A 26015-nucleotide genomic window follows, 5' to 3' on the forward strand; every position below is an offset into this window, starting at 1 on the left:
GAAATCATCGGATTTCAAGCGATTTTTTTTGTTTTTTGAGGCAAAAAATGGGATAATCCTCGTCATGCAAAACACCACCTCATTCATTGGTATCTCTCGCAGTTACCCGCAATAACACACAGACTCACACAGACTAATAACCATGTCGAACAAACCAACCAGTCATCTCGCATCCGCCGTCGTTTTAGCCGGGGCGCTTATCGCGGCCGTTGTTGCCGTTTTTTTATTCATTGCCTTAATGACTTACCACCCAAATGACTCTGCTTGGAGCCATAGCGGCAGTGGTCCTGTGCAAAATGCTTTTGGGGTTTTGGGCGCTTGGTATAGTGATTTTTCTTTTTCATGGATTGGCAAGCTAAGTTATTTAGTGCCCATTGCCTTGCTGGCGTTTTGTGTTCAAGCGTGGCTGGAAAAGGGCATAGACAAAGAAATTTTATCTTGGCGCTTATGTACGCTGACAACCGCCATTGCTTCGGGCTGTATCCTATGGGCAAAACACGACCCCAGCGCAATCAATAGCGTTGCCTTAACGGGGGGCGGGGCTTTGGGGGCGTGGTTGGCGATTGGCTTAGAAAAGAGCATCGGCTCTGTCTCAATTATTATGGCGCTATCCACCGCTATTTTCCTCATTTCACTCAGCGTGTTATTCAATATTCCTTGGCTAAAAATCAGCGAAGGCATTGGCGCGGGGATTTATCGTTTTGTCGCCACCCTGATTCATAAATTACGTGCCGAAAAATCCACAGCTAATGCCCCTAAAAAATCCCATGCAATCGCCGACACAGACGATAACGCATTACAAGAAAAAATTCGCATATTGAATAAGTTTGCTGAGAAAAAACGACAAACCAGCGAACCCAACGAAGCCAGCGAACCGCGCCGACATTTTACCATCAGCGATTACCATCACGGTCATGCTAACGGTCATGCTAACCGTCACGAAACCACAGAGCAAAGTCCGCAACAGACAGCAGCGCCAACAATGGCAGCCAACACCGCACAAACCGATTCTGATTTATCCAATGCCCCTGCGCACGAAAAGTCAGAGCCGACTTTTTTTAATTTTGATGCACTACCCGATAATCACTCGCCAAGTGATGACGGCACGTTTGACGCGATTGATACCTATTTTGACCCCCGTACTTTATCCGAGAATTCATTGCCCGAGAACTCGTTATACAAAAACACAGCACCCGACACTGCCTATCACGATGATGAGGATGCCCACACGCAACCCGTTAGCACCGACAGTATAGATGCTGAACCCTTTGTTTTTGATCGTTTTTCATCGCGCACTGATGCGTCTGATTTGGTCGAGCCTAGCCCCGCGCTAGCTAAATCTTGGCAAGAACCCGCCACCACCGATAACCCAGCACATTGGGATGACCCGATAACGGCTTTCGCAACCGAATCCGATGCCACGCCCAATGCAACGCCTAAAGCTGAACCCAATACAGCATCAAATACGACGGCCGCCACCCAACAAAAAGTCAGTATCGGTAAAGCCTACGAAGCCAATACCGCAATGACCGATAAAGTAAACGGCAAAATACGCGACAAAGCACGCGGTAACGACAGCCCAAGCCCATCCCGTCAGCCCGAGCGCCCTTATCAATTTCCGCCGGCCAGCTTACTCGATGAGCCACCTGCCCAAAAAAACGCCTATACCGAAGACACACTCGCCGACATGGCCGGCATTTTGGAACGAACGCTAAAGCAATTTAATGTAGAAGCCACCGTCATGCACGTCTCCCCTGGGCCTGTGATTACTCGATTTGAAGTCGATTTAGCGCCAGGCGTACAGGCTAGAAAAATCACCGCACTATCTACCGATTTGGCGCGCGCCTTGGCAGTCAATGGTGTTCGAGTTGAAGAGGTCATTCCAGGTAGCTCCTACGTCGGCTTAGAAGTACCCAATAAACAACGACAAATCGTTTATTTCAAAGACGCCATACGCTCTGCCCCTTTCCAAGACAGTCAATCGCCACTTACCCTCTCGCTTGGCGCTGATATTTCAGGCAAGCCCGTCGTCGCTGATCTAATGAAAATGCCACATCTACTGGTTGCAGGCACAACAGGCTCAGGCAAATCGGTGTGTATCAACACCATGTTGCTGTCTATGCTTTACAAAGCATCACCCAAAGACCTGCGGCTGATTTTGGTTGACCCCAAAATGCTAGAAATGTCGATGTACGCAGACATTCCACACCTACTTACCCCTGTCATCACCGACATGAACGAAGCAGAAAATGCACTCACGTGGGCCGTCGGTGAAATGGAACGGCGCTATCAGCTAATGGCAGCCATGAAAGTGCGTAAAATTGATGCATTTAACCAGCTGGTTGATGATGCCACCGCGCGTGGTGAAACAATCAAAGATCCGCTGTGGGAGCCTAACGAAGGCACTGGCTACACACACCACCCTGATTTAGCGCGCTTACCCTTTATCGTTATCGTTATCGATGAACTCGCTGATATGATGATGGTAGTCGGGAAACAAGTCGAGCAGCTCATTGCAAGACTCACACAAAAAGCCCGCGCCGCTGGCATTCATGTGATTCTCGCGACCCAGCGCCCTTCGGTTGATGTCTTGACAGGGCTGATTAAGGCCAATGTCCCCACACGTATTGCCTTTCAAGTATCTTCTAAAGTCGATTCACGCACGATTATTGACGGCCAAGGCGCTGAGTACTTATTAGGCCATGGTGATATGCTTTATGTGCCACCTGGCGTATCGCATCCACAACGCTTGCATGGTGCCTTTGTTGACGATGCCGAAACCGATCGTGTCACGGATTTTATCCGAGCCCAAGCCGAGCCCAACTATATCAACAGCATCACGGCGAAACAAGACCCTGCCAGCCTAGGCGCATTTGGCGCCAGCGAAGCAGCTGATAAAGAAGACGCAGACCCTTTGTATCCTGAGGCCATTGAAATTGTGTTAACCTCAGGAAAGGCTTCGATTTCTAGTGTGCAACGCCAATTGCGTATCGGCTATAATCGCGCAGCGCGTATGATTGAGGATATGCAGGCACAGGGTATTGTCAGCGAACCCGTCAACGGCGTCAGAAAGGTCCTCGGGCCGCCACAAAATTAGCCGCCACAAAATTAGCGTCCAAATCAAACAAAGCGGGCTGAAAACAACGCAACGCAATGAAAAACAATGAAGAACAAAGGAAAACAGCCCGCTAAAAGCAACCCCCTAAAAGCAAACCGCTAAAAAGCATTAATCACGCCAATGTCCATCAATCAACCCATCGCTAGTCGCCAATTACTAACCGAAGACGGCAATGTCATCACGGTGACGATTGGACAACCTGAAATCGTTGCTGATAATGCTGCTGATAGCATTGCTGATAGCGACAAAGACTGGTCGTGTCCATTCACCATCACAGGGTTTGCCACAGATATTGACGGACAAGCCTACGGCGTTGATGCGCTACAAGCCGTGCAGTTAGTTTCGTCTGCCATACGACAAGCACTGGAAAAAACAAACGAGACGCTATACTGGCACGAAAATGCATTTTGGCAGGCTGGCTTTCCTTATCTAATCGAATCATTTGGCGATGCCAACATCGAATCAGAAATCCTTTTGGAAATGCACCAGCGCTTAACCAAAAATAACCCACTGAATGTGTCGCTGAATAAACCATCAAAATAGAGAACAATACCGCCTCAAATTGCGTTAATGAGGCGGTGTTTATTACTTGTGGAGTAACAATAGACTAAGGGAGAATGCGCTAACCGTGCAACAATTCGATTTGCCGTACGTCGCTATCGATTGATTATACGCACTGAACTCAGCAAACTTTGAAACGTTGCAATAGACTGTTGATAATAATATTGATTCACGGCTTTATACGTAAATTGATAAAAGTAGTTAGAATCCATCGGTATTAATAAGCTATTTACACGATACTTGAGCCCATCAGAATCGACAATAATACGCTCAAGAGCAACCGCTGATGCCCCGTCTTGAGTCGTCGTCTGTTGTTGTGATATCAGCTCATATCTAAGCGGAGACGTCTGTGCAATCAATTCTTTTTCATGCTCTATAAATTGATTTGCTAGGGCAAATAAATCCCCATCGGGCCTAAACGTATTATCATCTTCGGTTATGTCCGAATAACGAATTTTAGTTATACGAATCGAATCTACCGATGGGCTGGTAAATACATATTCGTAAGCGTCTGCACCATTGATTTTACTAGTGTGTTTGCGCCAATCTTTATTAGGTTCTGTGAATTCAACACGGCTCTTGCTGCTACCAATTGATGACACTTCACCCGCACTATCTTTCCAAGCAACACAGCCTGCTAACAAGGATAATAAAAAAACAACTGATATTTTTTTCAATGTATTCATCGTGCTTCTCTGTCAAGTGGTACTAAAAAATCTGTGAATAATCGGCGCATTCGCAAATTACCCTCTCTATTTGAATGATCAAAATCACTTGAGCCACTATGATTTCTTGCGGCATCTGCTGGCTTATCCAGTCCGCTTGCTCCACTATAGCCGTTGACCCATGCAACATCTCCTGTATTGACATTGATGACTGCCGCACCTAAATACGAACTACCAAAACCAATCGTTATCGGAACGCCAGCTACGCCACCAGCCGTGGCTAAAAGTGCGTTCAAAAAAATTCGTCCACCCGTTGAATTTGCCTCACCACCATACAAAAAGAGTACATGCGTTACACCAGCTTGCTGAGCCGCAGGCAATGAATAAGGTAGCTTAATTGGATTTTTTTCGTAATAGGCTTTCCAGACTGGAGTCGGACGAAGTTTAAATTCATTGTAGTCAAACAGTAATGCTTTATAGGTTGCTATTGCTTGCTGCATTACTTCGTCGTCTATCGCCAAGGGTCGCACGTCAAATCCTTGTTCGGTTAGCGCGTTAATAGCTTCTTCTTGGATCACGCGATTCGCACTTTCTGATTGACTAGGGACAAATTTTATCTCATTAACGCCATAACTAAATATACTCACATTAGCAGGAGGAGCAGCTAATGCGAGGTTGCTTGACTCAGGTAGTGTTTCTGTCACCAGCGTTGCGTTGCGATAAGGACTTGAAACACATCCTGCTAATAGCGCACTCGCCAATATAGGGGTAATTATATGTAATTTCATCAACGTACTTTTTTGTAAGTTCAAAGTTATGACAACGCAAAAACCAATGCAGGTATCGCTTCATTCAAGTCCGCAACTAACCCATAATCAGCGATTTGGAAAATCGGCGCATCGGGGTCATTATTTATCGCGACAATGACTTTGGAATCTTTCATACCTGCTTGGTGCTGAATTGCACCCGAAATACCAATGGCAATATACAAATCAGGAGCAATCACTTTGCCTGTTTGACCGACTTGGTGGTCGTTGGGGCAAAATCCTGAATCCACCGCTGCACGGCTAGCACCCAGCGCGGCATTCAATTTTTCAGCAAGCGGTGTCAACTGCCCAAAATAATTCTCTTTCGAGCCCATACCGCGACCGCCTGAGACGACAATGCTGGCTGTGGCCAATTCAGGACCTGCGTTGTCTGCTAGCTTGGCTTCGACAAACTGAGACAATCCGCTGTCACTACCCGCCGCAATCCCTGCCGTAATCGAGACAATCTCAGCACTACCGCCCGAAGCAGGTGCAGAATCGAATTTGGTGGCACGAACCGTGATGACTTTTTTCGGGTCATTGCTGCGGACTTCAACAATCGCGTTGCCAGCGTATATCAAGCGCTCAAATACTTCATCAGACTTAACCGCTGAAATTTCAGATAGTTGCATGACATCGAGTAGCGCCGCAATCCGCGGCATGATATTTTTGCCTTGGGTTGTCGCGTTTCCTAGAATATGCGTGTAGTCGCCTGCGATAGCCACAACAGCTGGTGCGATATTTTCGGCTAATGCGTGCGCAAACGCCGCATTTTCACCCGTCAATACTTTATCAACCCCTGCAATAGCCGCTGCTTTTTCAGCAACGCTTGATACGCCATCCCCCAAAACGAGCGCATGCAACTCACCGCCAATCTGCGACGCTGCCGTGATGGTATTCAACGATGCGGCGTTAATTTCTTGATTATCGTGTTCGATTAATACTAAAACAGCCATTTTAAATTACCTTTGCTTCGTTTTTAAGTTTATCGACCAGCGCCTCAACGCTGTCTACCAAAATCCCTGCTTGACGTTTTTCTGGCTCACGAATTGAGACCAAAGCCAACCGTGGTGTCAAATCAATCGACAACTCAGCAGCTGTTGTTTTGTCTACTGGTTTTTTCTTTGCTTTCATGATGTTAGGCAGTGACGCAAAGCGTGGCTCATTGAGACGCAAATCCGTGGTAATGACGCTAGGTAACGTCACGGCAAGCGTCTCCAATCCACCATCGATTTCACGCGTAACATTCGCGCCACTATCAGTCAATTCGACCTTGGACGCAAACGTTGCTTGAGACCAACCCAGCAAGGCGGATACCATCTGCCCCGTCTGATTGGCGTCATCGTCAATGGCCTGTTTGCCCAAAATCATCAACTGCGCGTTTTCTTTTTCGGCAATGGCTTTGAGTACTTTGGCAACGCCTAGCGATTCGACTTCCCCGTCGTGCTCGACCAAAATACCGCGATCAGCACCCATCGCGAGCGCTGTGCGAATGGTTTCTTCGGATTTAGCAGGCCCAATCGAGACAGCGATAACTTCGTCGGCTTTGCCTGCTTCTTTCAGACGCACCGCTTCTTCTACGGCAATTTCATCAAAGGGGTTCATTGACATTTTCACATTGGCGGTTTCAACGCCTGTGCCATCTGCTTTTAACCTAATATTGACGTTATAGTCAATTACGCGTTTTACGCCTACTATGATTTTCATATATTTACCTTATATTCAATTAAATCAGTTAGTTGATTTCTTCGTCTTTTTTTGCTTTTATGCGCATTATTCGTTCGCATTATTCGTGCGCATTACTGGCGCAGCTTTTCATTTTCTTTATCGTACGGCGAAGCAGGAATAACGGTGGCGCTGTAGTCTTCACCAAGAATTCTTACCTTAACTTCGGTACCCACCTTAGTCAACTCTGGTGGTAACATCGCGAGTGCTAATGATTTTTCTACGCGAAAACCATAGCCGCCTGAGGTAATTCGACCAACGACTTGACCTGCTTTGTAAACCGCCTCAGAACCGCGTGCATCGGCATCTTTAACGCCGTGTATTTCCAAGGTTACCAGCTTATTTTTAAGCCCCTTTTCTTTCCAATCAAGCAAGCCCTTTTTGCCGACAAATTCTTTGTCCGTTTTGATAAAAAAGCCCAAGCCCGATTCGTATGCGGCGTATTCTATCGACATTTCGGTGCCCACCAAGCAATACGATTTTTCCAAACGCATACTATTCATGGCATAGATACCAAACGGCTTAATATCAAATTCAGCACCCGCTGCGAGCACTTTGTCTAGGATATACGCCTGCATTTCGATTGGGTGGTGAAGCTCCCAGCCATATTCGCCCACAAAGTTAACGCGAATCGCCTCGGCTGTCGCCGCGCCAACATTAATTGTTTTGCCTGATAGCCACGGGAAAGCAGGCGTCGATAAATCAGCATCGGTTAATTTTTCTAGCACCTTACGAGAATTCGGCCCTGCTAACACCAGCACCCCCATTTGGGTGGTGATTTTTTGCAAATTGACACTGCCGTCTTTGGGGACTGCTTTTAACAAGTAATCCCAATCGTGGGCCTCTTGTGCGCCCGCTGAAACCAGATAATAGTCTTGCTCCCCGCGCTTATACACCGTAAATTCAGCTAATACACCGCCTTGCTCTGTCAACAGATACGTTAGTGCAATACGGCCTTTTTTCTTAGGGATGGTATTCGTCGTTAGACTATTTAACCACGCTTCGGCGCCTGGGCCTGTACACGTAAACTTAGAAAACGCCGACATGTCTAATACACCGACATTATTCATCACGTTTCGGCATTCTGCACCAACACAATCAAAATAGTTCGACCGTCGGAAAGACCATTTCTCAACAATTGCCTCGACGGCATCGGTGTCGCCTTTATTGGGATTTGCGTAGTTTTTATCCCACAGAACATCGCCTGTTGATTGTTCGTTTTCAGGCAAAGTGTAGTCAAGCGAAGGCTTAAACCAATGCGCTCTCTCCCAACCGAACGTATCGCCAAACACACCGCCCAAAGCTTTTAATCGTGGGTAACTCGGGTGGGTGCGGAGTGGGCGTGCGGCTTCGCGTTGCTCATCGGGGTAATGCGTCTTAAACACGTGGTCATAGGCTTCCTCGCATTTTTTGACCAAAAAGCCGCGCGTCGCATAATCACCAAAGCGACGGGGATCAACGCCTAACATATCAATGGTTGGCTCGCCGTCTATAATCCATTCTGCCAACTGCCAGCCTGCGCCGCCTGCCGCTGTAATGCCAAAAGAATGGCCTTCGTTTAGCCAGAAATTTTTCAAGCCATGACCAGCAGGGCCAATAATGGGATTCCCGTCTGGTGTATAGGCGATTGCGCCGTTGTAGACTTCTTTAACCCCTGCTTCACCAAAGTACGGCACGCGCTCAATCGCCGTTTCAATATGCGGCATGAGTCGGTCTAAATCACCATCAAATAATTCGTATTTTGTGCCCTCTGCTGGGCCGTCAACATAACAAGCAGGTGCGCCTTCTTCGTATGGCCCTAGCAATAAACCACCCGCCTCTTCGCGCATATACCAACCCGAATCTGATTCGCGTAATACGCATAATTCTGGCTGGCCATCTTGTTTGCGCTTTAATAGGTCGGGATGCGGCTCAGTCACAATAAACTGGTGCTCAACTGGCATCACGGGGATGTTTATGCCAACCATCTCGCCTGTTTTTCTGGCATAAGACCCTGTGCAAGAAACGACGTGCTCTGCAAGAATATCACCCTTGTCGGTTTGCACTAGCCACTTACCATCAGCTTGTTGAACAATCCCTGTCACACTGGTGTGTTCGTAAATTTTACCACCGTTGTTGCGCGCGCCTTTTGCTAGCGCTTGCGTCAAATCCGCTGGCTGGATATAACCATCCTCGGTATGCTGAATCGCACCTAATAAGCCATCTGTATTGACATAATCCCATTTGGCCTTAATGTCTTCTGGCGTTAGCCATTTAACATCGATGCCGATGGTTTTAGCGACGCCTTCGTAGTACAAATATTCATCCATACGGTCTTTTGTTTTGGCCAAACGGACATTTGATACCACAGAAAGCCCTGCGTGCATTCCAGTCTCTTCGTCTAAGCGATTGTATAAATCAACTGAATATTTATGAATTTTGCCGACAGAATAACTCATATTAAACAAAGGCAAAAGACCTGCAGCATGCCATGTAGACCCTGATGTCAAGTCATGTTTTTCTAGCAGGACGCTGTCTTCTCCCCAGCCTTTTTTAGCGAGGTGATACAGGGTTGAAACGCCAACAACACCGCCACCGATAACGACTACTTTTGCCTCTGTTTTCATATTAATTCCTCTTATCTCTTGGACAGCAACAAGGGTCGCATAAAATGATACGACCCTCAAAGTTGCCAGTGGTTTGTTTATTTTTATTTACTTTAAACGGCCTATAGAATAACGCGCCCTTTCACGAAATTCAAACGCTGCGCTAACAAATGTCGTTTTAGCAACACAGAAACGCAGCGGTTTATTGTCGCCTAAAAGTCGCTTAAAAAATTTCAGAAGATAAAATTAGGTTAATCATTCGTGATTTTGATGGGTAGTCTTTTTCTTCATCGACATCTTGATAGCGGTAACCTTCATGAATTTTGATTGCTTGGCAAATCTCATCGAGCTTGCCTTGGAAGTACGCCAAGGTTTTATCTGAGTACAAGTCATCTTCTGACAAGCTGTAATTAACGGCAATATGCCCATTGCGCGTCAAAATGATACGATTTAGTGTCCGATTAATCACTTTTTGATAAAAGTCTTTTAGCGCAATGCCAAACTCAAGCATCTGTTTATCCGCTTGATACGCAGGTCGTGGCCACCAGTCATCAAAAAATATCGACTCTTCGGCACCCCAGCGCGCTTCTCGATTAATAATTTCTAAATCAATTTCAATTTGTTTTTTCGCCTCGACAATATCGATGGCCTCCTGTGGATCAATCACATAGCCATGATCGATGTAAGCAATGGTGACGAATGAAAAAAAATCAAACGTCTCATCAATGTTTTTATCGATGAAAAGCGCATGATAGTGAGGCAAATCAATCGCCTCTACCGTCCATATTTCGGCCAAGCGGTCGCGTGCCTGCGCCTCGTAAACCCCATTGAAACTGGTCAATTGGCTTTCATCAATGCTGAGCGCCAAACGCGCTGTGTGAATCTCTATCATGCGTTTATTATACAGATTATCGGTTGTTTCACTGACTTTTTATTATCCATTTGCTATGACACGCTGATTGCTACTCGGATTTGCTCGCCTCAGCAGCCTCTGTAGCCTCAGCAGCCTCAGTGGCATCATTAGCATTTGTACCATCATTGGCAGGGGCTTTTGGCTTGACGCCTGTCAATTCCTCGAACAGTGCATCGAGTTTTTCACGGTCAAATGTCAGCCCTTCAGGCCCCTGAAAACTGGCACGCGCATTGCTGATTACCGTGCCGCTATACTGGTCTTCTAAGCCCTCGATAATCTGGTTTTCTAACGTTTTGTTATAAGGAATCAACCCGCCTGGGTGGCGCTTGGCAATGCTAACAATATGATAGCCGGTTTTATCATCGATGATTTCAGAGACCTCGCCGACCTCTAGTTCGCGGATGATATCTCGAATTTCTCGGGTTAAACGCGATGGGTTTGCTTTGGGAACAATGCCCTCGCTATTGGTTCCGTTGATTGCTGTACGGTATTTTTTAGCAGCCTCGGCAATGGTCATCTCACCTGATTTAATGGCGTTTAGCACGGCTTCTGCCTGCGCTTTGCCGTCGGCAACCGCCTCGGGGTTGTCGTAGCGTACAAAAAGAAGATGATAAAAATCAACTAATTCGTCTGCTTTGTACTTGTCAGGGTTTGCATCGTACTCTTGTCTGGCGGCAACCGACAAATCACCAACCTCAGCAAGCCGTGCTTTGACTTTTTCTTTTAGGTAATAGTTGATATAAAATCGATTTAGCGTCATATCTTTGATTATTTCAAAGTGTTCATTTTGATCGATATTTTCCAAAACGTTCTTTGCCATGTATTTATTGTCAAATAGATTTTCTATAAACTTAGTCAGGTTTTCAGGATTTCGATTAAAACTGTCTATCTGTAATTTTGACAAATCAGCGATTGCCGCACGGATTTCTGCTTCGGATAAGCTGACGCCATTTCTTTCCATCAATGCATCCGAAGCTTGCCCCAAACTGGCAACAAATAATAAGCTGAGTAACGTTTTTTTCATTCTAATTTTCCCCTGTTTTTAAATTTATAATCTATTGATTGCTGAAAATATTTGAGCCAATTGCTATGGATATACATCGATATACTCGCTTAACGACTTGGCTAACGATTGATGGTTTCGTTCAAATCAAATATTGGCAATAAAATAGCTAACACAATCAAAAAAATCAACCCACCCATAATTAAAATCATGACAGGTGCTAACAGCGCCGTCAATGTTTTTATACGAGACTGGCTTTGGTGCTGATAAATCTGACCTGCTTTGCCTAGCATTTCTGCTAACCTAGCACTACGCTCGCCACTGTCAATCAATTCTATCAACATGCCTGGAAAAACGTGTTTCTCAGTCATTAAGGATTGTGCCAGTGATTTGCCTTTTTGGACTTCTTGATACGCATTGTCTGCGACGGCTTTCATCGCTGCATTGGCGAGTGATTGATTGGCAATTTTTAATGCATCAACGAGTCGCACGCCTGCATTTAGCAGCATAGACAAGGTCAGGCTATAGTTTGCTGCATGATAGGATTTTATAATCGGTGACAATAGGGGTAATTTCAGCCACAAAGCATGCCATGCGCGTTGATTATCCGCTTTATTGACGTAGCGTTTCACCAAAAAAATCAACACCACCAATGCGCCAAAAAAAATCAGTCCATACTGGCGAATCAGTTCGCTCAATGCCAGCAAAGCATTCGTCATGAGCGGCAGTGATTGGCCGCTGCGGTTAAACACATTAACCACATCTGGCACGACATTAATCAACAAATAAGCAATCATCAGAGTTGCCACTACAAATAAAATAATCGGGTAAATCAGGGCTTGTTTGACGCTATCTTTTAACTGATTTGCACCCTCGGCATAGTCCGCCAAGCGCTCCAATATCGTTGCAAAATGCCCTGATTCTTCCCCTGCAGACACGGTGGCACAAAATGTTTTATCAAAAATTTTAGGGTACTCTCCTAGCGCCCGATAAAATGGAATCCCTTCACTCACCCGTGCATACAATGCTTGGCTCAGTGTTTGTATTTTGGCTGACTGGCTTTGTCGTGCACAAGACTGTAACGCTTTTTCTAGCGTATAGCCCGCCCCCAGCAACGTCGCCAGCTGCCGAATAAACAAGGCCTTTTCCGCAGTCGCAAGGGTGATACGGGTTTTGTGACGCGAGGATTTTAGCTCGGTTATCTCAAATACCGTCAGATCGGATTGACTGAGTTTTTTCTTGGCAGCCAATGCATTTTCTGCATTGATTTTTCCTGAAATCGTTTTCCCTGTTTCGTTAATCGCCTGATAGCGAAATAATGCCATTGATTTGCCTATGAATTATTGCTGGTTTTGCTTGGGCTGTGTTGTTTTCGCTACGTTATCAAGCAAAGTTACTTGGCACGTTACTTGGCTACGTTTTGCACAAATACGTGTGATTTGTACGATTAGTGATTTGTACGATTAGCCATACCAACTACCATACCAACCACGACGCCAGCCACAATACCGACCACGATGCCACAACTCAACTATCGCAGTCAGTCGCATTATAGCATTATCGAGCAAGGATAAGCCAGCCACCTCACCATCAAACAATTTATTAACGCGGGTTACGCGGTTACGTCGAATTAAATGTCGAATTAAATGCCGAATTAAATCAGAACTAAATCGGCTCGAGTGTGGCCATATTGGGTGGCATATTCTCCAAAGCGGCTTGTGTGCGACTATCAACCATATAGATAACGACACTATCGCCCGCTGTCAACGCCAAACTCGGTGGAACAGGTAGCCGTTTTTTGGCGTTACTCCCTGTATCAGGCACCTGACCTAATCGTACTTTTTCACCCGTTTTGCGCTGAATCCACGCCACACAATCCATTCCATCTACACTAATATCTTTGACGCTGACAAAGGTAATGTTGCTATCGTTTGCCGCGACTTGCCAGACGACTTCGGTCGCATCCGTTGACATAATGTCGGCGCGCAAGTCAGGCTGAACGTGATAGTAAAAACTCACCATAAAGGCGACGACCAGGGTCGCAAAAGCGGGGACAAGATAGTGCCAAAATCCACCATTTTTTCGCCCCCCTTTTTTGGGTTTTGCTGGGGCTGCGTTTGTTGCGTTTGAAGTTTTTGACGCTTCTGAAGCTTCTGAAGCGGCAGGTTTTAGCGTGTTTTCTGTATCAAACGCCAACTGTGAGGCAATAGACTGCCAAACCCGCTCAGGCGGTGTCACAGGCGTTGTTTTTTCGTCTAATTGCGCAAAGACTTGCTGCCATTGCAGCAACCGTTGCTGCAATGCCGTGTCTGTATCCAATGCCGTTTCGATTGCATGACGATCCCCTGCTGGCAATAAATGCAGAATATAGTGGATTAATTGTTCGTCATTGATTTTTTTCATTTGTTCATTCTGTTTTAATGTCTAGCCAGCGCTTTTGGTTACCGTTTATCTCGACTGGGCTTTTCTCGTTTTTGCAAACAAGCGCGTAAATGCTTAATACCACGATGAAGCCATGTTTTAATCGTCCCTATCGGCTGCTGAATCTGTTCAGCAATTTCTTGGTGCGTATAACCTTCTAAATAAGCTAATAAAATCACATCACGGTAATTGTCTCCAATTGATGCTAAGCAGTCATGTACCGAGGCCATCTGATCATCATTTAAGGCCAGTACCTCTGGATTGTCGTTGTCGTATACGGTCTCAATATCAGCCACCCCATCGTCATATTCGTCATGACTCTCAACGTGTCTTGCATTTTTACGAACAATATCAATCGACTTATTGCGAATAATTGCACCCATCCAAGTCATTGCTTGCGATTTATCAGGGTCATAATATCTGGCATTTTCCCAAATTTTAACGAAACCTTCTTGTAAGGCTTCTTCTGATAGTCGCGCTTGTTTAGTTATACGCAATGAAATCGCAAATAGTTTCGCGGAGGTTAATTCGTATGTCTCTCGAAAGGCCTGTTGATCAGATAATGAAACCCGACCCAGCAAAGCGGCTAAATACGCACTGTCCTTACTCGTATTATCCTTACTCATATTGTTTATCCTGATATTCACAAAGGTCTTCGATAATACAACTACCGCAACGTGGTTTACGGGCAACACAGGTATATCGACCTAATAAAATTAACCAATGGTGGGCATCTAGCAAAAAAGGTGTGGGTATTTTTTTCATTAGCTGGTCTTCAACCTCGCGAACCGTCTTGCCTGGTGCAATTTTGGTGCGATTACTCACGCGAAAAATATGGGTGTCAACCGCCATCACGGGTTGGCGAAACGCCGTATTCAATACGACATTTGCTGTTTTACGGCCGACACCGGGTAATTTTTCGAGTGCAACACGGTTGTCAGGCACTTGTCCTTGGTGCTCGGTTAACAGTTGCTGGCATAACCGAATGATATTTTCTGCTTTGGTATGATACAACCCAATGGTTTTAATATACGTTTTAAGCCCATCGACACCCAGTGCTTTAATTTGTGCAGGCGTATTTGCCACGGCAAATAATTTTTCGGTGGCCTTATTCACCCCTTTGTCAGTCGCCTGTGCAGACAACACAACGGCAATCAACAGCTCAAACGTGGACTGATAATTCAGCTCTGTTTTCGGGTGCGGGTTGGCTGCCTGTAGGCGCGCAAATAGTTGCTTTCGTTTGGCTAGATTCATGGCTAACGTCTATTAATGATGGCATTAGTATATGACAACTTTCAGTCTTCACAAAACGTTAGACCATTAACGATGAATGAATTTGGTTAACTTCATGATGGCAATGCCCATAACAGGCATTCGCTCATCCATCCAGCCACCCATTCGTCATCCATTCGCAACACACTGACGATACAAGAAAAATACATCAAAAGCACATCAAAAACGCATCAACTAAATAGCCCAAACGGTTACGCCCAGCAATTTACATAATTCACAAGCCCGCGATGTTTTATTGTTAGGTGATGAAGTTGCCTTGTACGCGGATGCGGCATACGCCTCTAACGAAACCCGAGAGACGTTAGCGCGTTTAGGGATTGACGATCAAGCGAATCGTAGCAAGCCGTTATCAAGCGCCGACTTGCTTCGCAATAAGCGCATTGCGCTCACCGCTTCAACGGCAAAGCAGAACGCGTTATCCGCACTATTATGAAAATGTAGCACGCAAAACAATTGTTTAAAGGTGATGCGAATAGACGATTAGAATTAACTCGATTCATCAATTTTTACAATTCCGTCAAACCGCACAAAAGTTTGAACAACGCAACACCTTATGAGATACTTAGTCAGCACTTTGGGTTAACCTAACTGTAAACAAAGCGAGGGTTTATTACATTTAATCTTCTATTATTGATTTGCCTAGAATACGCATCACTCTATAAGTTATAGGATTTAATCTTGGATCATTATTGTTGATTGCATTATTGTGACAATATGATCCATTGAGCTCCCCAGAACCTTGGGGCCATTTATACCATGGAGTAAAAGCTAATACAGCAGAAATATCATTTTTTGCAGCATAGTTATGAAATCCCCAGGTTATTTCAGCAAGTTCAGGGTCTGAATTTGCTGCGCCTGCATATAGACATTTTGTTGCTGCTGGTACGACATAATAATTGTCAATATCTGGAAATTTAGCTTTTAACTTCCCAGTCATCTTCTTCAAGCGGTACGAATAATGCGTAGAGGTATTGGGTGTGCCAACTGAGAAGTATTCATTGACACCAATGTAATCCAAGTATGGTGACAAGATTGCATTTGAATTAACTGGCGCGCTGTCTAACCCAGGATGTGAAAGAACAATCATCGTAGGCATTCCCGTCGCTTCTTTTAAGTCCTTAAGACGAGCTTTGATTTCTGTATTATCTCTGTCACGCCAATAGGGTTCATCAAAAGCATACAAAGCGATAAATAAAGCTTTATATTTTATACTGTAGCCAGGGATATTTTGATTTAATTGATCATTTATACTAATGCCTGCCTGCTGGCCATGTCCCCATTCGGTACTAAGAATACATTTTTTAGGGTAGCATTTTCTATACGCATCATAACCTGAACCCAAAGAGTATATATCTTTAACATGATTAAAATTTGTGAAATTTTTTGTAATTAATGCACCTCCTATTGTGCCAGAGCCAAAAGGATTGCCTTCCGCGAAATAATATCCGTAGTGTTTTAATTTTTTGTTTGAGCTTGCAGCTGTTTTAATAATAAAATCATCGAAACTGGTAACGTGACTAGCAGAAGTTATATAAGAACCTAAATAAGCATAGGTTGCCGATGGAATCGATCGGCTTAAATAGCCTGAGCAAGCTCGACGACCATTAACTGTAATGTTATAAAGCCTATTTGTAATATCAATGTTAACTTTATATGTATTACTCGATGGCACCCTACAGTTTGGGTGATAATTGCCTCGCTCCAAAATTTGAATTCCGCCATCTGAGGTAATTAAAAAACCAAACTCTACAGTTGAGTCTGCAACCCACCCTTTCCCAAATCTATTATCATCAAGCATGAAAGATGCCCAATTGGAACTAAATCTATCTCTTTTTATAGGATCTACTGTAAAAGAAATATTATAATTTCTATTATACCCTGACGAAATTGGTTTATTAAGCCTTACTGCATTAGGCTCTACAAAAAAAGATAGACTGTTTCTGTTGTAGGGGTGGTTGACTTGTGAATATGAAACATTAGGTGCCACAGATGTGTACCATTTCCCGCTAACCCTAGACCAATCGCCACCATTTATGCCATCTAAATAAAGCTGTCTTTGGCGTAACTCAGTATTTAAACCATAATTTGTAGCTTGATGAGAGCTGACTGAGGTATCAAAATTGTCATAATACTTAAACTCATAGTCTTTTCCAGCAAAAGAAAAGAATGGCAAAATTCCAAAAATTAAAACAGCAAATCTCTTCATGTGTACAGCCCTCAGTTTTAGTTGAATTTAATTGGTTAGTATGCGTGTCGTTGCACTTGCCTACTTTTACAAAGGATAATCCAAATAATGAATCACTCTAATTTCTGTTGTACCGATATATGCCCAAACCAGAGCCACTAATTCCCATTGACATAGCATCAAACCCATCAAATTGATCGAAAACTTCATGCAAAATTGCAACATCAGTTAATTTGAAGTTCGTCCACCTTGGGTCGCTGGCACTTAAAGAGGGAATTGATATTTTCTTAGAGCAATTATTATAAGTTGGACGCGCGGCACAAAAACTATTTATATCTTTCAGCATGTTAATAAATTTTTGCCTAGTAATTTGTACCCTAAAGCTTTTACTAAAAGTTGAAAGCCCCCCTTGAGTAGGTGAAAAACCAAAATGCAAAGGAGAATTCATGTATTTATTATCAGAATTAATGCTTGCGCTTGTAAAGGGAATACCTCTGCTGGTCGGAATATTACCCCCATCATGCATTACCCGAGTATACTTAATATCCGTCCGCATCCTGTTATCATATATTAAAAATAGGGTAGCGAAGGTTTGGTTTGTCACAATGTCTTTAAAGTAAGCATACATTACAACCTGTCCAACACCAGAGCCACCCGCCGTATAAATTTGATTCATCTTGAGATTATTGATTTGCAACCATAATTCATCATAGACATTATCAAATACTGTTTTCGGAGTTGACAGAACATACGAATATACCGTGTTATGGCCTCCTCCATTCACGTCATTTGCTTCATTATCGAGTGCGTAGCGGTTTATAAATGAACCGAATTTACCACAATCAACCTGAAATGCAGAATAATTGTTTATTGAATCAGGCAACCAAGGATAGCCACCAGTTTTTTTGGTTGCTGAATTACGAGAGAGCAGCATACCTGTACCTTGAGAATAAGTACTATGAGACTGGGTGCTAAGCAGATCATATAAGGTCCCACTTGTCTCATACATCCTCACACGCAAACCTACCTTACCGGGAGTTTCATTAAATCCTTTTATAATTTTACTCTCATGGTAGGTGCGATTACCACAATCATTAGTAGACAAAAAGACTGTATCCACCCTACTTTGAGATACCCCAATTATCAGAAATGAGATAGCACTAAACACGATTTTTTTGTACATTAGAAACCCTCTATATTCGAAATAAAATAATTCTTGAATTCTATTTGTAAGTGCAACGATATAGATGTTGCATAAAAAAGTAAGATGTGTATCGTTGCACTTGCAAGTAGAATCCACCATTAAAAACACGCTTAAGAAGTTACTTTACCTAGGTATTGGTGAATGTCAAGTGTCATTGTTCGCTTTTGGGTATTTACTGTGATAAATAGCCCAACCTAAGCCCCGCTTATGCAGTACCCGTGACCGCCTTTAGCGAATTGGCTAGCAGGGTAATGCCCTCTTGTAGTATCGCGTCACTCACAGTCAACGGCACCATAATTCGAATCGTATTACCATACAGTCCGCACGACAATAGTAATAGCCCATTCTGTTGTGCATGCCAAAGCAATGATTTGGTTTTTTGTGCATCAGGGCTGCCTTGGCTGTCAAGCAAGTCAAACGCGAACATCGCGCCTTTGTGACGAATATCGCCAATCCCCAGTGCTGGGAGCGTTGATTTTAACTCAATCAAGGCGCACGCCAATTCCTCTCCAATCGCTTGGCTTCGTGCCAATAACTGAGATTGCTCAATAACTTCAATAACCGCCAAGGCGGCAGCGCAAGCCACAGGACTGCCGCTATAAGTCCCACCTAGACCGCCGGGGTTTGGCGCATCCATAATCGCTGCTTTGCCGATGACTGCAGATAACGGATAACCCCCCGCAAGACTTTTAGCAGCCGTAATCAAATCTGGTTCAATACCAATCTGCTCACTCGCAAATAACGTGCCGGTACGACCAAAACACGTTTGCACTTCATCGCAAACCAAACAAATCCCGTGGTCATCACAAAGCGTCCGCAGTGATTGAAAAAATTCACGACTAGCGGCATGAAAACCGCCTTCTCCCTGAACGGGTTCGATAACAATCGCCGCAACACTCTCTGGGCTAATGCTCGCTTTAAATAGCTGCGACAGCGCCTTTAGGCTGTCTGACTCGCTCACGCCATAGGTTGCTGCAGGAAAAGGAACGTGAAAAATCTCACCAGGAAACGGACCAAAGCCTGTTTTATAAGGTTCATTTTTGCCCGTCATCCCCGAGGTGAAAATTGTCCGTCCATGAAAACCGCCGATAAAGCTAATCACATTAGGGCGCTGCGTGTGCGCTCGACTGATTTTGACCGCATTCTCTAAGGCTTCAGCACCCGTCGATAAAAAAATGGTTTTTTTAGGTGTGGGGCCTGGTGCGAGCTTATTGAGCTTTTCAGCCAACTCAATATACGCTTCATAAGCAACCACCTGAAACGCTGTATGCGAAAATTTTTCTATTTGCTGAGACACCGCTTGGTTAATCGCTGGATGGCTATGTCCGGTGTTAAGCACTGAAATTCCACCGACAAAATCAATATAGCGATTACCCTCAACATCCCACAATTCACTGTTTTTGGCGTGTTCCGCAAAAATTGGGTAAGCCGTCGCAACGCCTCTGGGTACAGCCTGCTCGCGTCGTTTTAGTAATTCGTTATTCGTCATCATGATTACCTGTTATTACTGTTAGCGTAATTGCGTTAATTAATATCCATACAAATGTATTTTATTTCAACAAAATCGTCCATGCCATATTTAGAGCCTTCACGGCCAATCCCTGATTCTTTGATACCGCCAAATGGGGCGACTTCTGTTGAAATCAACCCGGTGTTAACGCCAACCATGCCTGCCTCTATGGCTTCCGCAACCCGCCATACACGCCCTAAATCACGTGCATAAAAGTACGCTGCCAATCCAAATGGCGTGTCGTTGGCCATTTCAATCACTTCGGCTTCGCTGGTAAACTGAAAAATCGGGGCAAGCGGTCCAAACGTCTCCTCTTGTGCAACCTGCATCGACGCGTTGACTTGCGTGAGTAAGGTCGGGGTCAAAAACGTCCCGCCTAATTCGTTAACCGTGCCCCCTGTCACCAGTTTTGCGCCTTTATCTAAGGCATCATCGAGATGTTGTTTTACTTTATCAACGGCCGCTTGGTTAATCAGTGGTCCAATTTGCACCCCTGAATCCAAGCCATTGCCAACATTCAACGACTGAATTTTTTGCGCAAATTTTTCGACAAACGCATCGTGTATACCTGCTTGTACGTAGATGCGGTTTGCACAAACACAGGTTTGACCGGCATTGCGAAACTTGCTTATTATTGCGCCTGCAACCGCCGCATCAACGTCGGCATCATCAAACACGATAAACGGCGCATTTCCGCCTAATTCTAAAGACACTTTTTTAACGCTGTCCGCGCACTGGCGCATTAATTGCTTGCCAACTGCCGTTGAGCCAGTAAAGGAAATTTTTCTTACCTTTTCATGGCCAGTCAACACCCCACCAATAGCCTTTGCATCGCCCGTGATAACGCTAAAAATTCCAGCGGGAATGCCCGCTTCTTCTGCCAATACCGCGAGCGCAAGCGCAGAGAACGGCGTGTCTGGTGCTGGTTTGACGATAAACGGACAACCCGCCCCCATCGCAGGTGCCGCTTTGCGTGTAATCATTGCATTCGGAAAATTCCACGGCGTGATTGCGCCAACAACACCGATGCCTTGCTTAATCACAACCACTCGCTTGTCTGGCAAATGCCCTGGGATGACATCGCCATAAATACGCTTAGTTTCTTCGGCGAACCACTCAATATAACTCGCACCATAGGCCACTTCGCCCTTTGCTTCGTCGAATGGTTTGCCCTGCTCACATGTGAGCAGCGTTGCCAAGTCGTCTTGATTGGCCATGATTAATTCATACCATTTCCGCAAAATCACTGCACGACTTTTGGCCGACTGTTTTTTCCATGCATCCCAAGCATGATGCGCGTGGGTTATTGCAGATAAGGTCTCGGCCTCACCCATTTGCGGAACACAGCCGATGACCTCACCCGTTGCAGGATTGGTGATTTCAACAACCGATTTATCATTGGCATCAAGCCACTGCCCGCCAATATACGCCTGCTGTCTAAATAAGTCCGAATGGTTTAGTTGCATGAATACCCTCGCTATGTCCTTTTAATCAATATAAAATGAAGCATAATTAGCTGCTTATTTACCGAATATAGTCATATAGTATGGTTTTTTCTAACAAAGCACAACCAAAATACACCCGCGTCCTATATAATGAAAAACACTATCAAATAACCAAAACTTATTTGCACTTTGGTGCGCAACGCGAATAATGGATAAGCAGAAAATTAAGTCGCTCAATAAAGATTGGGGCGCTCGATAAATACCAACTCGATAAAGACTGACTCGCTACAGCAAACGAGTTGACGGCGTTGTGCCGACCAAATAGTCAATTAAACTAACAGCCAACTAACTAATCGCCATGAGGAAACACAATGAATAACCAATGGAAACTCGATACACTCGCCGTCCACGCTGGCTACTCGCCAGATCCAACCACCAACGCGGTTGCGGTGCCAATTTATCAAACGGTTGCCTATTCCTTTGATAGCGCCCAGCACGGCGCGGATTTGTTTGACCTAAAAGTCACAGGCAATATTTATTCGCGCATCATGAACCCCACCAATGACGTGCTTGAAAACCGCGTGGCGGCGCTTGAAGGCGGTATTGCTGGATTAGCGCTCGCCTCAGGGCAGGCGGCAATTACTTATGCCATCCAAACCATTGCAGAGACTGGCGACAACATTATTTCAGCGGCAACACTATACGGCGGCACCTATAATCTGTTTGCACATACGTTTCCACAGTTTGGTATCGAGGCACGTTTTGCCGATGCTGACCAGCCGCATACTTTTGCCGATTTAATTGATGACAAAACCAAGTGTATTTTTGTCGAGTCTATTGGTAACCCACTCGGAAATATTGTCGATATTGCCGCGATTGCAGATATTGCGCATCAACACGGTATTCCGTTGATTGTCGATAATACAGTTGCCACACCGTATTTACTACGCCCGATTGAGCACGGTGCTGATATCGTCGTGCATTCTGCAACAAAATACTTAGGCGGTCACGGTAATAGTGTCGCTGGCGTTATCGTGGATTCGGGCAAATTCCCCTGGGCAAAGCACAAAGCACGCTTTAAACGCCTAAACGAACCCGATGTCAGCTATCACGGTGTCGTCTATACCGAAGCATTGGGCGAAGCCGCCTATATTGGCCGCGCACGGGTTGTCCCACTGAGAAATACAGGCGCTGCCTTGTCGCCATTCAATGCCTTTTTAATTCTACAAGGCATTGAAACGCTAGGCCTTAGAATGGATCGCATCAACCAAAACACCTTAGCTGTCGCCCAGTTTTTACAGCAACACGCCAAAGTCGAATGGGTCAGTTATGCAGGGCTTGCCGACCATCCGCACCATGCGCTTGCCAAACGTTATCTAAATGGCACCGCGTCAGGGGTCATGACATTCGGGGTCAACGGTGGCCGCGCGGCGGGTGAGCGTTTCCTTGATGCCTTGCAGCTTTTTACACGCCTCGTCAACATTGGTGATGCCAAATCACTGGCCACGCATCCCGCATCAACGACCCATCGTCAACTCAATGCCGATGAGCTCGCCAAAGCAGGCGTCAAAGAAGAAACCGTGCGTCTCTCAATCGGTATCGAGGCCATTGATGACTTGATTGCAGATTTAAGCCAAGCATTAGCGGCTGTTTAATTTACGCTTAATTTACGCTTAATTTACGCTTAGTTTACGTTTTATGCGCAAAAGCACACAGAGGGCAGAGGGCATCGTATTTGGCGACAACGACGCTGCCCGCTGTGTTTGATGGTTGGCGGCTCGCTTGAGGTAAACGCAGTTCATTCGCCACAATTCATTCAACGCAGTCCATTCAACGCAGTCCATTCGCTCGTTAAGTCAATGTCGTTCAAAACGATGGCCGCGCCATATAAATCGTCACCGTAATCGGTTCATAAGCGGTCGTTAGTATATAATCAATGTGCGCAAAAACAGGCACGCGTTGATCCATCAAGGCCGCAATCACACGGTTGTGTTTTTTAGGTATATAACCAAGTTTTTGCCGATTGGCTGTCAGCACTTCGATGGCATGCGTGTCAAATTCATTGCTGGGTTCACGCCTTAGCCTGAGTGCTTGCCCAACAAATAGCTGCTCCGACTGGATTAATGCTAAGGCACGGTAGTAGCGGCTGCCATGGATTTGACACGTCAGCAAAATCACTTCACGAGGTCTTTTTTTCCCGCTAATATAGTACCAAAACGCAGTAAGCCAATGGCGTCTCATCGATTCAAAACCAGTTAATTACACTAATCAATTGTGTTGACCACCTTACTCGCACAAGGCGCTCACCGTGTATTATACGTCAAAAAATACGTCATAAAGATACGCCATAAAGACGTTCCACTTTCACCCCACCCGTCTGCGTGACCGTCAAAAAGCTATTGTCAGCAATCGCATCCCACGCCGCACGATTTTTGGATAATGGCTCTGACACCACCACCAACGCGTTACTCGGTAGCTTGATACCCGCATCGGCATCGGCTAATAATAGCTGCTCGTTGTTAATGTAAAGTGATTTTTGATGCCCGTGGCTGGCATAGCGGATCGCATAAAGCTGCTGTCCATCAGACAAACACGCCGTCAGCGTAAAAGGTGCGCTAATGTGATGTTGCGCACGTAAATTTTCGACAAATTGAATGCCTTTTTCTACTGCGGTTTTGGGGTGTTCGGTTAGCCCAAAACTGAGCAACAAATAGAAAAAATACTCGGTATCGGTTGTGCCTTGGATCAAGGGAAACAAATCTGGCGCAATCGCCAACGCAATATCGCGCTTTATACGCAAAAAATCATTGATTTCGCCATTGTGTTGAAATAACCAATTTTGGTATCGAAAGGGGTGACAGTTGGTGCGTTGCACCAGTCCTTGGTAAGCCGCACGCATGTGCGCCATAAACAACCCCGATTTGACTTGCCCAGCGAGTGATAAATAATTGTAATCATTCCATGCTGGACGCAAATCTCGATAAACACCAGGGAAAGGGCGTTCTCCATACCACCCCATACCAAAGCCATCATCATTACTGGGAAACGGTCCATCAGGAATCACTGGATTACCCACCACGATGTTCTCTTCGGCAAATCGGCTTTGCCGCAGTAGTGAATGAACTGGCTTAACCAAAACGTCCTCTAAAAAAATAGGATCCCCTGCATACGCTAACCAACGGCACATAATTTTTCTCCTGTTATATTTTTGTTGCTATAAATCAACCACTAAAGCTACGTTTATGGTTAAATTTATGGCAACATTTGATTGCACTTTCGTCTGTCGCGCAACACGCCATCAAAACCAAATCGCATCATACGGCAAGTCATATTTATTTTCAATTTAATGACAAATACGGATAAAATCCTTTTGTCGCTTAGTTTTGTTGCAATTTTCAGTTAGAATACTACACAATTTTACGATTAACGACTATGAAAATCTATCAACGCAATTTTAATCTTAGTGCCAATGACTCGCTTGCCTACATAGCCCATGCGATTGAATCCAATGTTCGCGTGCTTGATGTTGGCTGTGGCGCGGGTGATTTGGGTGCCTATTTGCGCAATGAAAAGCAATTATTAGCACAGGCCTAACATGAAAATCATCCGAAAAGCGGTAATACCTGTTGCTGGTTTAGGCACAAGAATGTTACCAGCAACTAAAGCGATTCCCAAAGAAATGCTACCAGTCGTCGATAAGCCCATGATTCAATACATTGTCGAGGAATGCGCAGCAGCCGGGCTAAATGAAATTATTTTGGTGACTCATTCCAGTAAGAACGCCATTGAAAATCATTTTGACACTAGCTATGAACTAGAGTCTATGTTAGAAAAACGTGTTAAACGCCAACAACTGACTGAAGTGCAGAGTATCACCCCACCTGGCGTGACAATAATGCACGTCCGGCAAGGTCACGCCAAAGGGTTAGGGCATGCCATTTTGTGCGCTTATCCACTCATTGGAGATGAGCCATTTGCCGTCGTGTTACCCGATGTATTAATTGACCACAAAGCCAGTGACCTAACGACTGATAACTTAGGGTATATGCTAAATGCCTATAAAAAAAATCAGCATAGTCAAATTATGGTTGAAGCAGTGCCTGAGTCTAAAGTTAGTCAATATGGAATCGTTGACTTAAAACAAGCAACACTGTTACCCAGTCAGTCCGTAGCAATTCATAGTGTCATTGAAAAACCTATGATTAGCCAAGCCCCCTCACAGCTGGCCATTGTAGGACGATATGTATTTTCTCCGCACATTTGGCAATGCCTAAAAAAAACATTGCCTGGTGTTGGTGGAGAGGTTCAGCTAACTGACGCTATTGATATTTTAATAAAAGATGAGACGGTAGAGGCGACATTGATTCATGGGCAAAGCCATGATTGTGGTTCAAAAATAGGCTACCTAAAAACCAACCTAATCTACGCGCTAAGAGATCCGCTATACCAAACCGAAATTAAACAAGTCATCGCAACAATCAAAGAATCTATTTGATAGGAATTATCGCAAAGACCTTTACAGAGTCAGTGGGTTTTGAATAAATTTTTCCTTCTAAATCTTAATTCCCATCACGCTTTCAT

General features: G+C 44.8%; 23 protein-coding genes and 1 pseudogene. 7 read left to right on the forward strand and 17 right to left on the reverse strand.

Annotated elements, in window-relative coordinates:
• Window positions 1–142 precede the first annotated feature (142 nt).
• Together GCU85_RS00965 and GCU85_RS00970 are read left to right on the forward strand one after the other, a co-directional pair.
• The gene (locus tag GCU85_RS00965; protein ID WP_152808419.1) at window positions 143–3097 is read left to right on the forward strand and encodes a DNA translocase FtsK; all 2955 of its coding nucleotides are present in this window, start codon (window positions 143–145) and stop codon (window positions 3095–3097) included.
• 141 nt (window positions 3098–3238) lie between these two features.
• Window positions 3239–3661 carry a DUF6968 family protein gene (locus GCU85_RS00970; protein WP_152808421.1) on the forward strand — a complete coding sequence of 141 codons (423 nt, stop codon included), beginning with the start codon at window positions 3239–3241 and terminating at the stop codon, window positions 3659–3661.
• Window positions 3662–3774: 113 nt separating this feature from the next.
• On the opposite strand, the gene GCU85_RS00975 is transcribed toward GCU85_RS00970, so the two are convergent.
• From GCU85_RS00975 to nth, 11 genes are all read right to left on the reverse strand, one after another.
• The gene (locus tag GCU85_RS00975; protein WP_152808423.1) at window positions 3775–4365 is read right to left on the reverse strand and encodes a hypothetical protein; all 591 of its coding nucleotides are present in this window, start codon (window positions 4363–4365) and stop codon (window positions 3775–3777) included.
• The gene (locus GCU85_RS00980) at window positions 4362–5132 is read right to left on the reverse strand and encodes a YajG family lipoprotein (RefSeq protein ID WP_152808424.1); all 771 of its coding nucleotides are present in this window, start codon (window positions 5130–5132) and stop codon (window positions 4362–4364) included. The genes GCU85_RS00975 and GCU85_RS00980 overlap by 4 nt, the downstream gene beginning before the upstream one ends.
• A gap of 26 nt (window positions 5133–5158) precedes the next feature.
• Window positions 5159–6106 carry an electron transfer flavoprotein subunit alpha/FixB family protein gene (locus tag GCU85_RS00985; protein ID WP_152808426.1) on the reverse strand — a complete coding sequence of 316 codons (948 nt, stop codon included), beginning with the start codon at window positions 6104–6106 and terminating at the stop codon, window positions 5159–5161.
• A 1-nt stretch (window position 6107) separates the two neighbouring features.
• The gene (locus GCU85_RS00990) at window positions 6108–6857 is read right to left on the reverse strand and encodes an electron transfer flavoprotein subunit beta/FixA family protein (RefSeq protein ID WP_152808428.1); all 750 of its coding nucleotides are present in this window, start codon (window positions 6855–6857) and stop codon (window positions 6108–6110) included.
• 92 nt (window positions 6858–6949) lie between these two features.
• Window positions 6950–9481, reverse strand: coding sequence for a GcvT family protein (locus GCU85_RS00995; protein WP_152808430.1), 2532 nt, complete (start codon window positions 9479–9481; stop codon window positions 6950–6952).
• Window positions 9482–9683: 202 nt separating this feature from the next.
• Window positions 9684–10352, reverse strand: coding sequence for a DUF2167 domain-containing protein (locus tag GCU85_RS01000; protein WP_152808432.1), 669 nt, complete (start codon window positions 10350–10352; stop codon window positions 9684–9686).
• Between the two features lie 70 nt (window positions 10353–10422).
• Entirely contained in the window at window positions 10423–11397 is a 975-nt protein-coding gene (locus GCU85_RS01005; protein ID WP_152808434.1) for a peptidylprolyl isomerase, read from the reverse strand.
• A gap of 101 nt (window positions 11398–11498) precedes the next feature.
• The gene (locus GCU85_RS01010; protein ID WP_152808436.1) at window positions 11499–12701 is read right to left on the reverse strand and encodes a type II secretion system F family protein; all 1203 of its coding nucleotides are present in this window, start codon (window positions 12699–12701) and stop codon (window positions 11499–11501) included.
• Between the two features lie 340 nt (window positions 12702–13041).
• On the reverse strand, window positions 13042–13779 hold the full coding sequence (locus GCU85_RS01015) for a hypothetical protein (RefSeq protein WP_152808438.1): 738 nt from the start codon (window positions 13777–13779) through the stop codon (window positions 13042–13044).
• A 38-nt stretch (window positions 13780–13817) separates the two neighbouring features.
• Window positions 13818–14423 carry an RNA polymerase sigma factor gene (locus tag GCU85_RS01020; protein WP_152808440.1) on the reverse strand — a complete coding sequence of 202 codons (606 nt, stop codon included), beginning with the start codon at window positions 14421–14423 and terminating at the stop codon, window positions 13818–13820.
• Window positions 14416–15051: an endonuclease III gene (nth, locus tag GCU85_RS01025; RefSeq protein ID WP_152808442.1), complete on the reverse strand. Its 636-nt coding sequence runs from the start codon at window positions 15049–15051 to the stop codon at window positions 14416–14418. The genes GCU85_RS01020 and nth overlap by 8 nt, the downstream gene beginning before the upstream one ends.
• 274 nt (window positions 15052–15325) lie before the next feature.
• On the opposite strand from nth, the gene GCU85_RS01030 reads away from it, so the two are divergent.
• Entirely contained in the window at window positions 15326–15523 is a 198-nt protein-coding gene (locus tag GCU85_RS01030; protein WP_152808444.1) for a hypothetical protein, read from the forward strand.
• Window positions 15487–15724 (forward strand): annotated as a pseudogene (locus GCU85_RS10440) (integrase core domain-containing protein); the annotation flags it as partial. The gene GCU85_RS01030 and the pseudogene GCU85_RS10440, both read left to right, overlap by 37 nt.
• Here GCU85_RS10440 and GCU85_RS01040 read toward each other — a convergent pair.
• From GCU85_RS01040 to GCU85_RS01055, 4 genes are all read right to left on the reverse strand, one after another.
• A complete protein-coding gene (locus GCU85_RS01040; RefSeq protein ID WP_152808446.1) occupies window positions 15707–17296 on the reverse strand; it encodes a hypothetical protein in 1590 nt (529 codons plus the stop codon). The pseudogene GCU85_RS10440 and the gene GCU85_RS01040 sit on opposite strands and share 18 nt — an antisense overlap.
• 97 nt (window positions 17297–17393) lie before the next feature.
• Window positions 17394–18458, reverse strand: a complete 1065-nt coding sequence (locus tag GCU85_RS01045; protein ID WP_152808448.1) for a hypothetical protein — start codon at window positions 18456–18458, stop codon at window positions 17394–17396.
• A gap of 226 nt (window positions 18459–18684) precedes the next feature.
• On the reverse strand, window positions 18685–19971 hold the full coding sequence (gene gabT, locus GCU85_RS01050) for a 4-aminobutyrate--2-oxoglutarate transaminase (protein ID WP_152808450.1): 1287 nt from the start codon (window positions 19969–19971) through the stop codon (window positions 18685–18687).
• Window positions 19972–20003: 32 nt separating this feature from the next.
• Window positions 20004–21455: an NAD-dependent succinate-semialdehyde dehydrogenase gene (locus GCU85_RS01055; protein WP_152808452.1), complete on the reverse strand. Its 1452-nt coding sequence runs from the start codon at window positions 21453–21455 to the stop codon at window positions 20004–20006.
• Between the two features lie 350 nt (window positions 21456–21805).
• On the opposite strand from GCU85_RS01055, the gene GCU85_RS01060 reads away from it, so the two are divergent.
• Window positions 21806–23089, forward strand: a complete 1284-nt coding sequence (locus GCU85_RS01060; RefSeq protein ID WP_152808454.1) for an O-acetylhomoserine aminocarboxypropyltransferase/cysteine synthase family protein — start codon at window positions 21806–21808, stop codon at window positions 23087–23089.
• A gap of 211 nt (window positions 23090–23300) precedes the next feature.
• Here GCU85_RS01060 and GCU85_RS01065 read toward each other — a convergent pair whose 3' ends face one another.
• A complete protein-coding gene (locus GCU85_RS01065; protein ID WP_152808455.1) occupies window positions 23301–23675 on the reverse strand; it encodes an HIRAN domain-containing protein in 375 nt (124 codons plus the stop codon).
• 91 nt (window positions 23676–23766) lie between these two features.
• Window positions 23767–24621: a class II glutamine amidotransferase gene (locus GCU85_RS01070; protein ID WP_152808458.1), complete on the reverse strand. Its 855-nt coding sequence runs from the start codon at window positions 24619–24621 to the stop codon at window positions 23767–23769.
• Between the two features lie 245 nt (window positions 24622–24866).
• Between GCU85_RS01070 and GCU85_RS01075 the strand changes: the two genes are divergently transcribed.
• Entirely contained in the window at window positions 24867–25028 is a 162-nt protein-coding gene (locus GCU85_RS01075) for a methionine biosynthesis protein MetW (protein WP_152808460.1), read from the forward strand.
• Window position 25029: 1 nt separating this feature from the next.
• The gene (galU, locus tag GCU85_RS01080; protein WP_152808462.1) at window positions 25030–25929 is read left to right on the forward strand and encodes a UTP--glucose-1-phosphate uridylyltransferase GalU; all 900 of its coding nucleotides are present in this window, start codon (window positions 25030–25032) and stop codon (window positions 25927–25929) included.
• The last annotated feature ends 86 nt before the right edge of the window (window positions 25930–26015 follow it).

Source organism: Ostreibacterium oceani (assembly GCF_009362845.1).
Taxonomy (GTDB): domain Bacteria; phylum Pseudomonadota; class Gammaproteobacteria; order Cardiobacteriales; family Ostreibacteriaceae; genus Ostreibacterium; species Ostreibacterium oceani.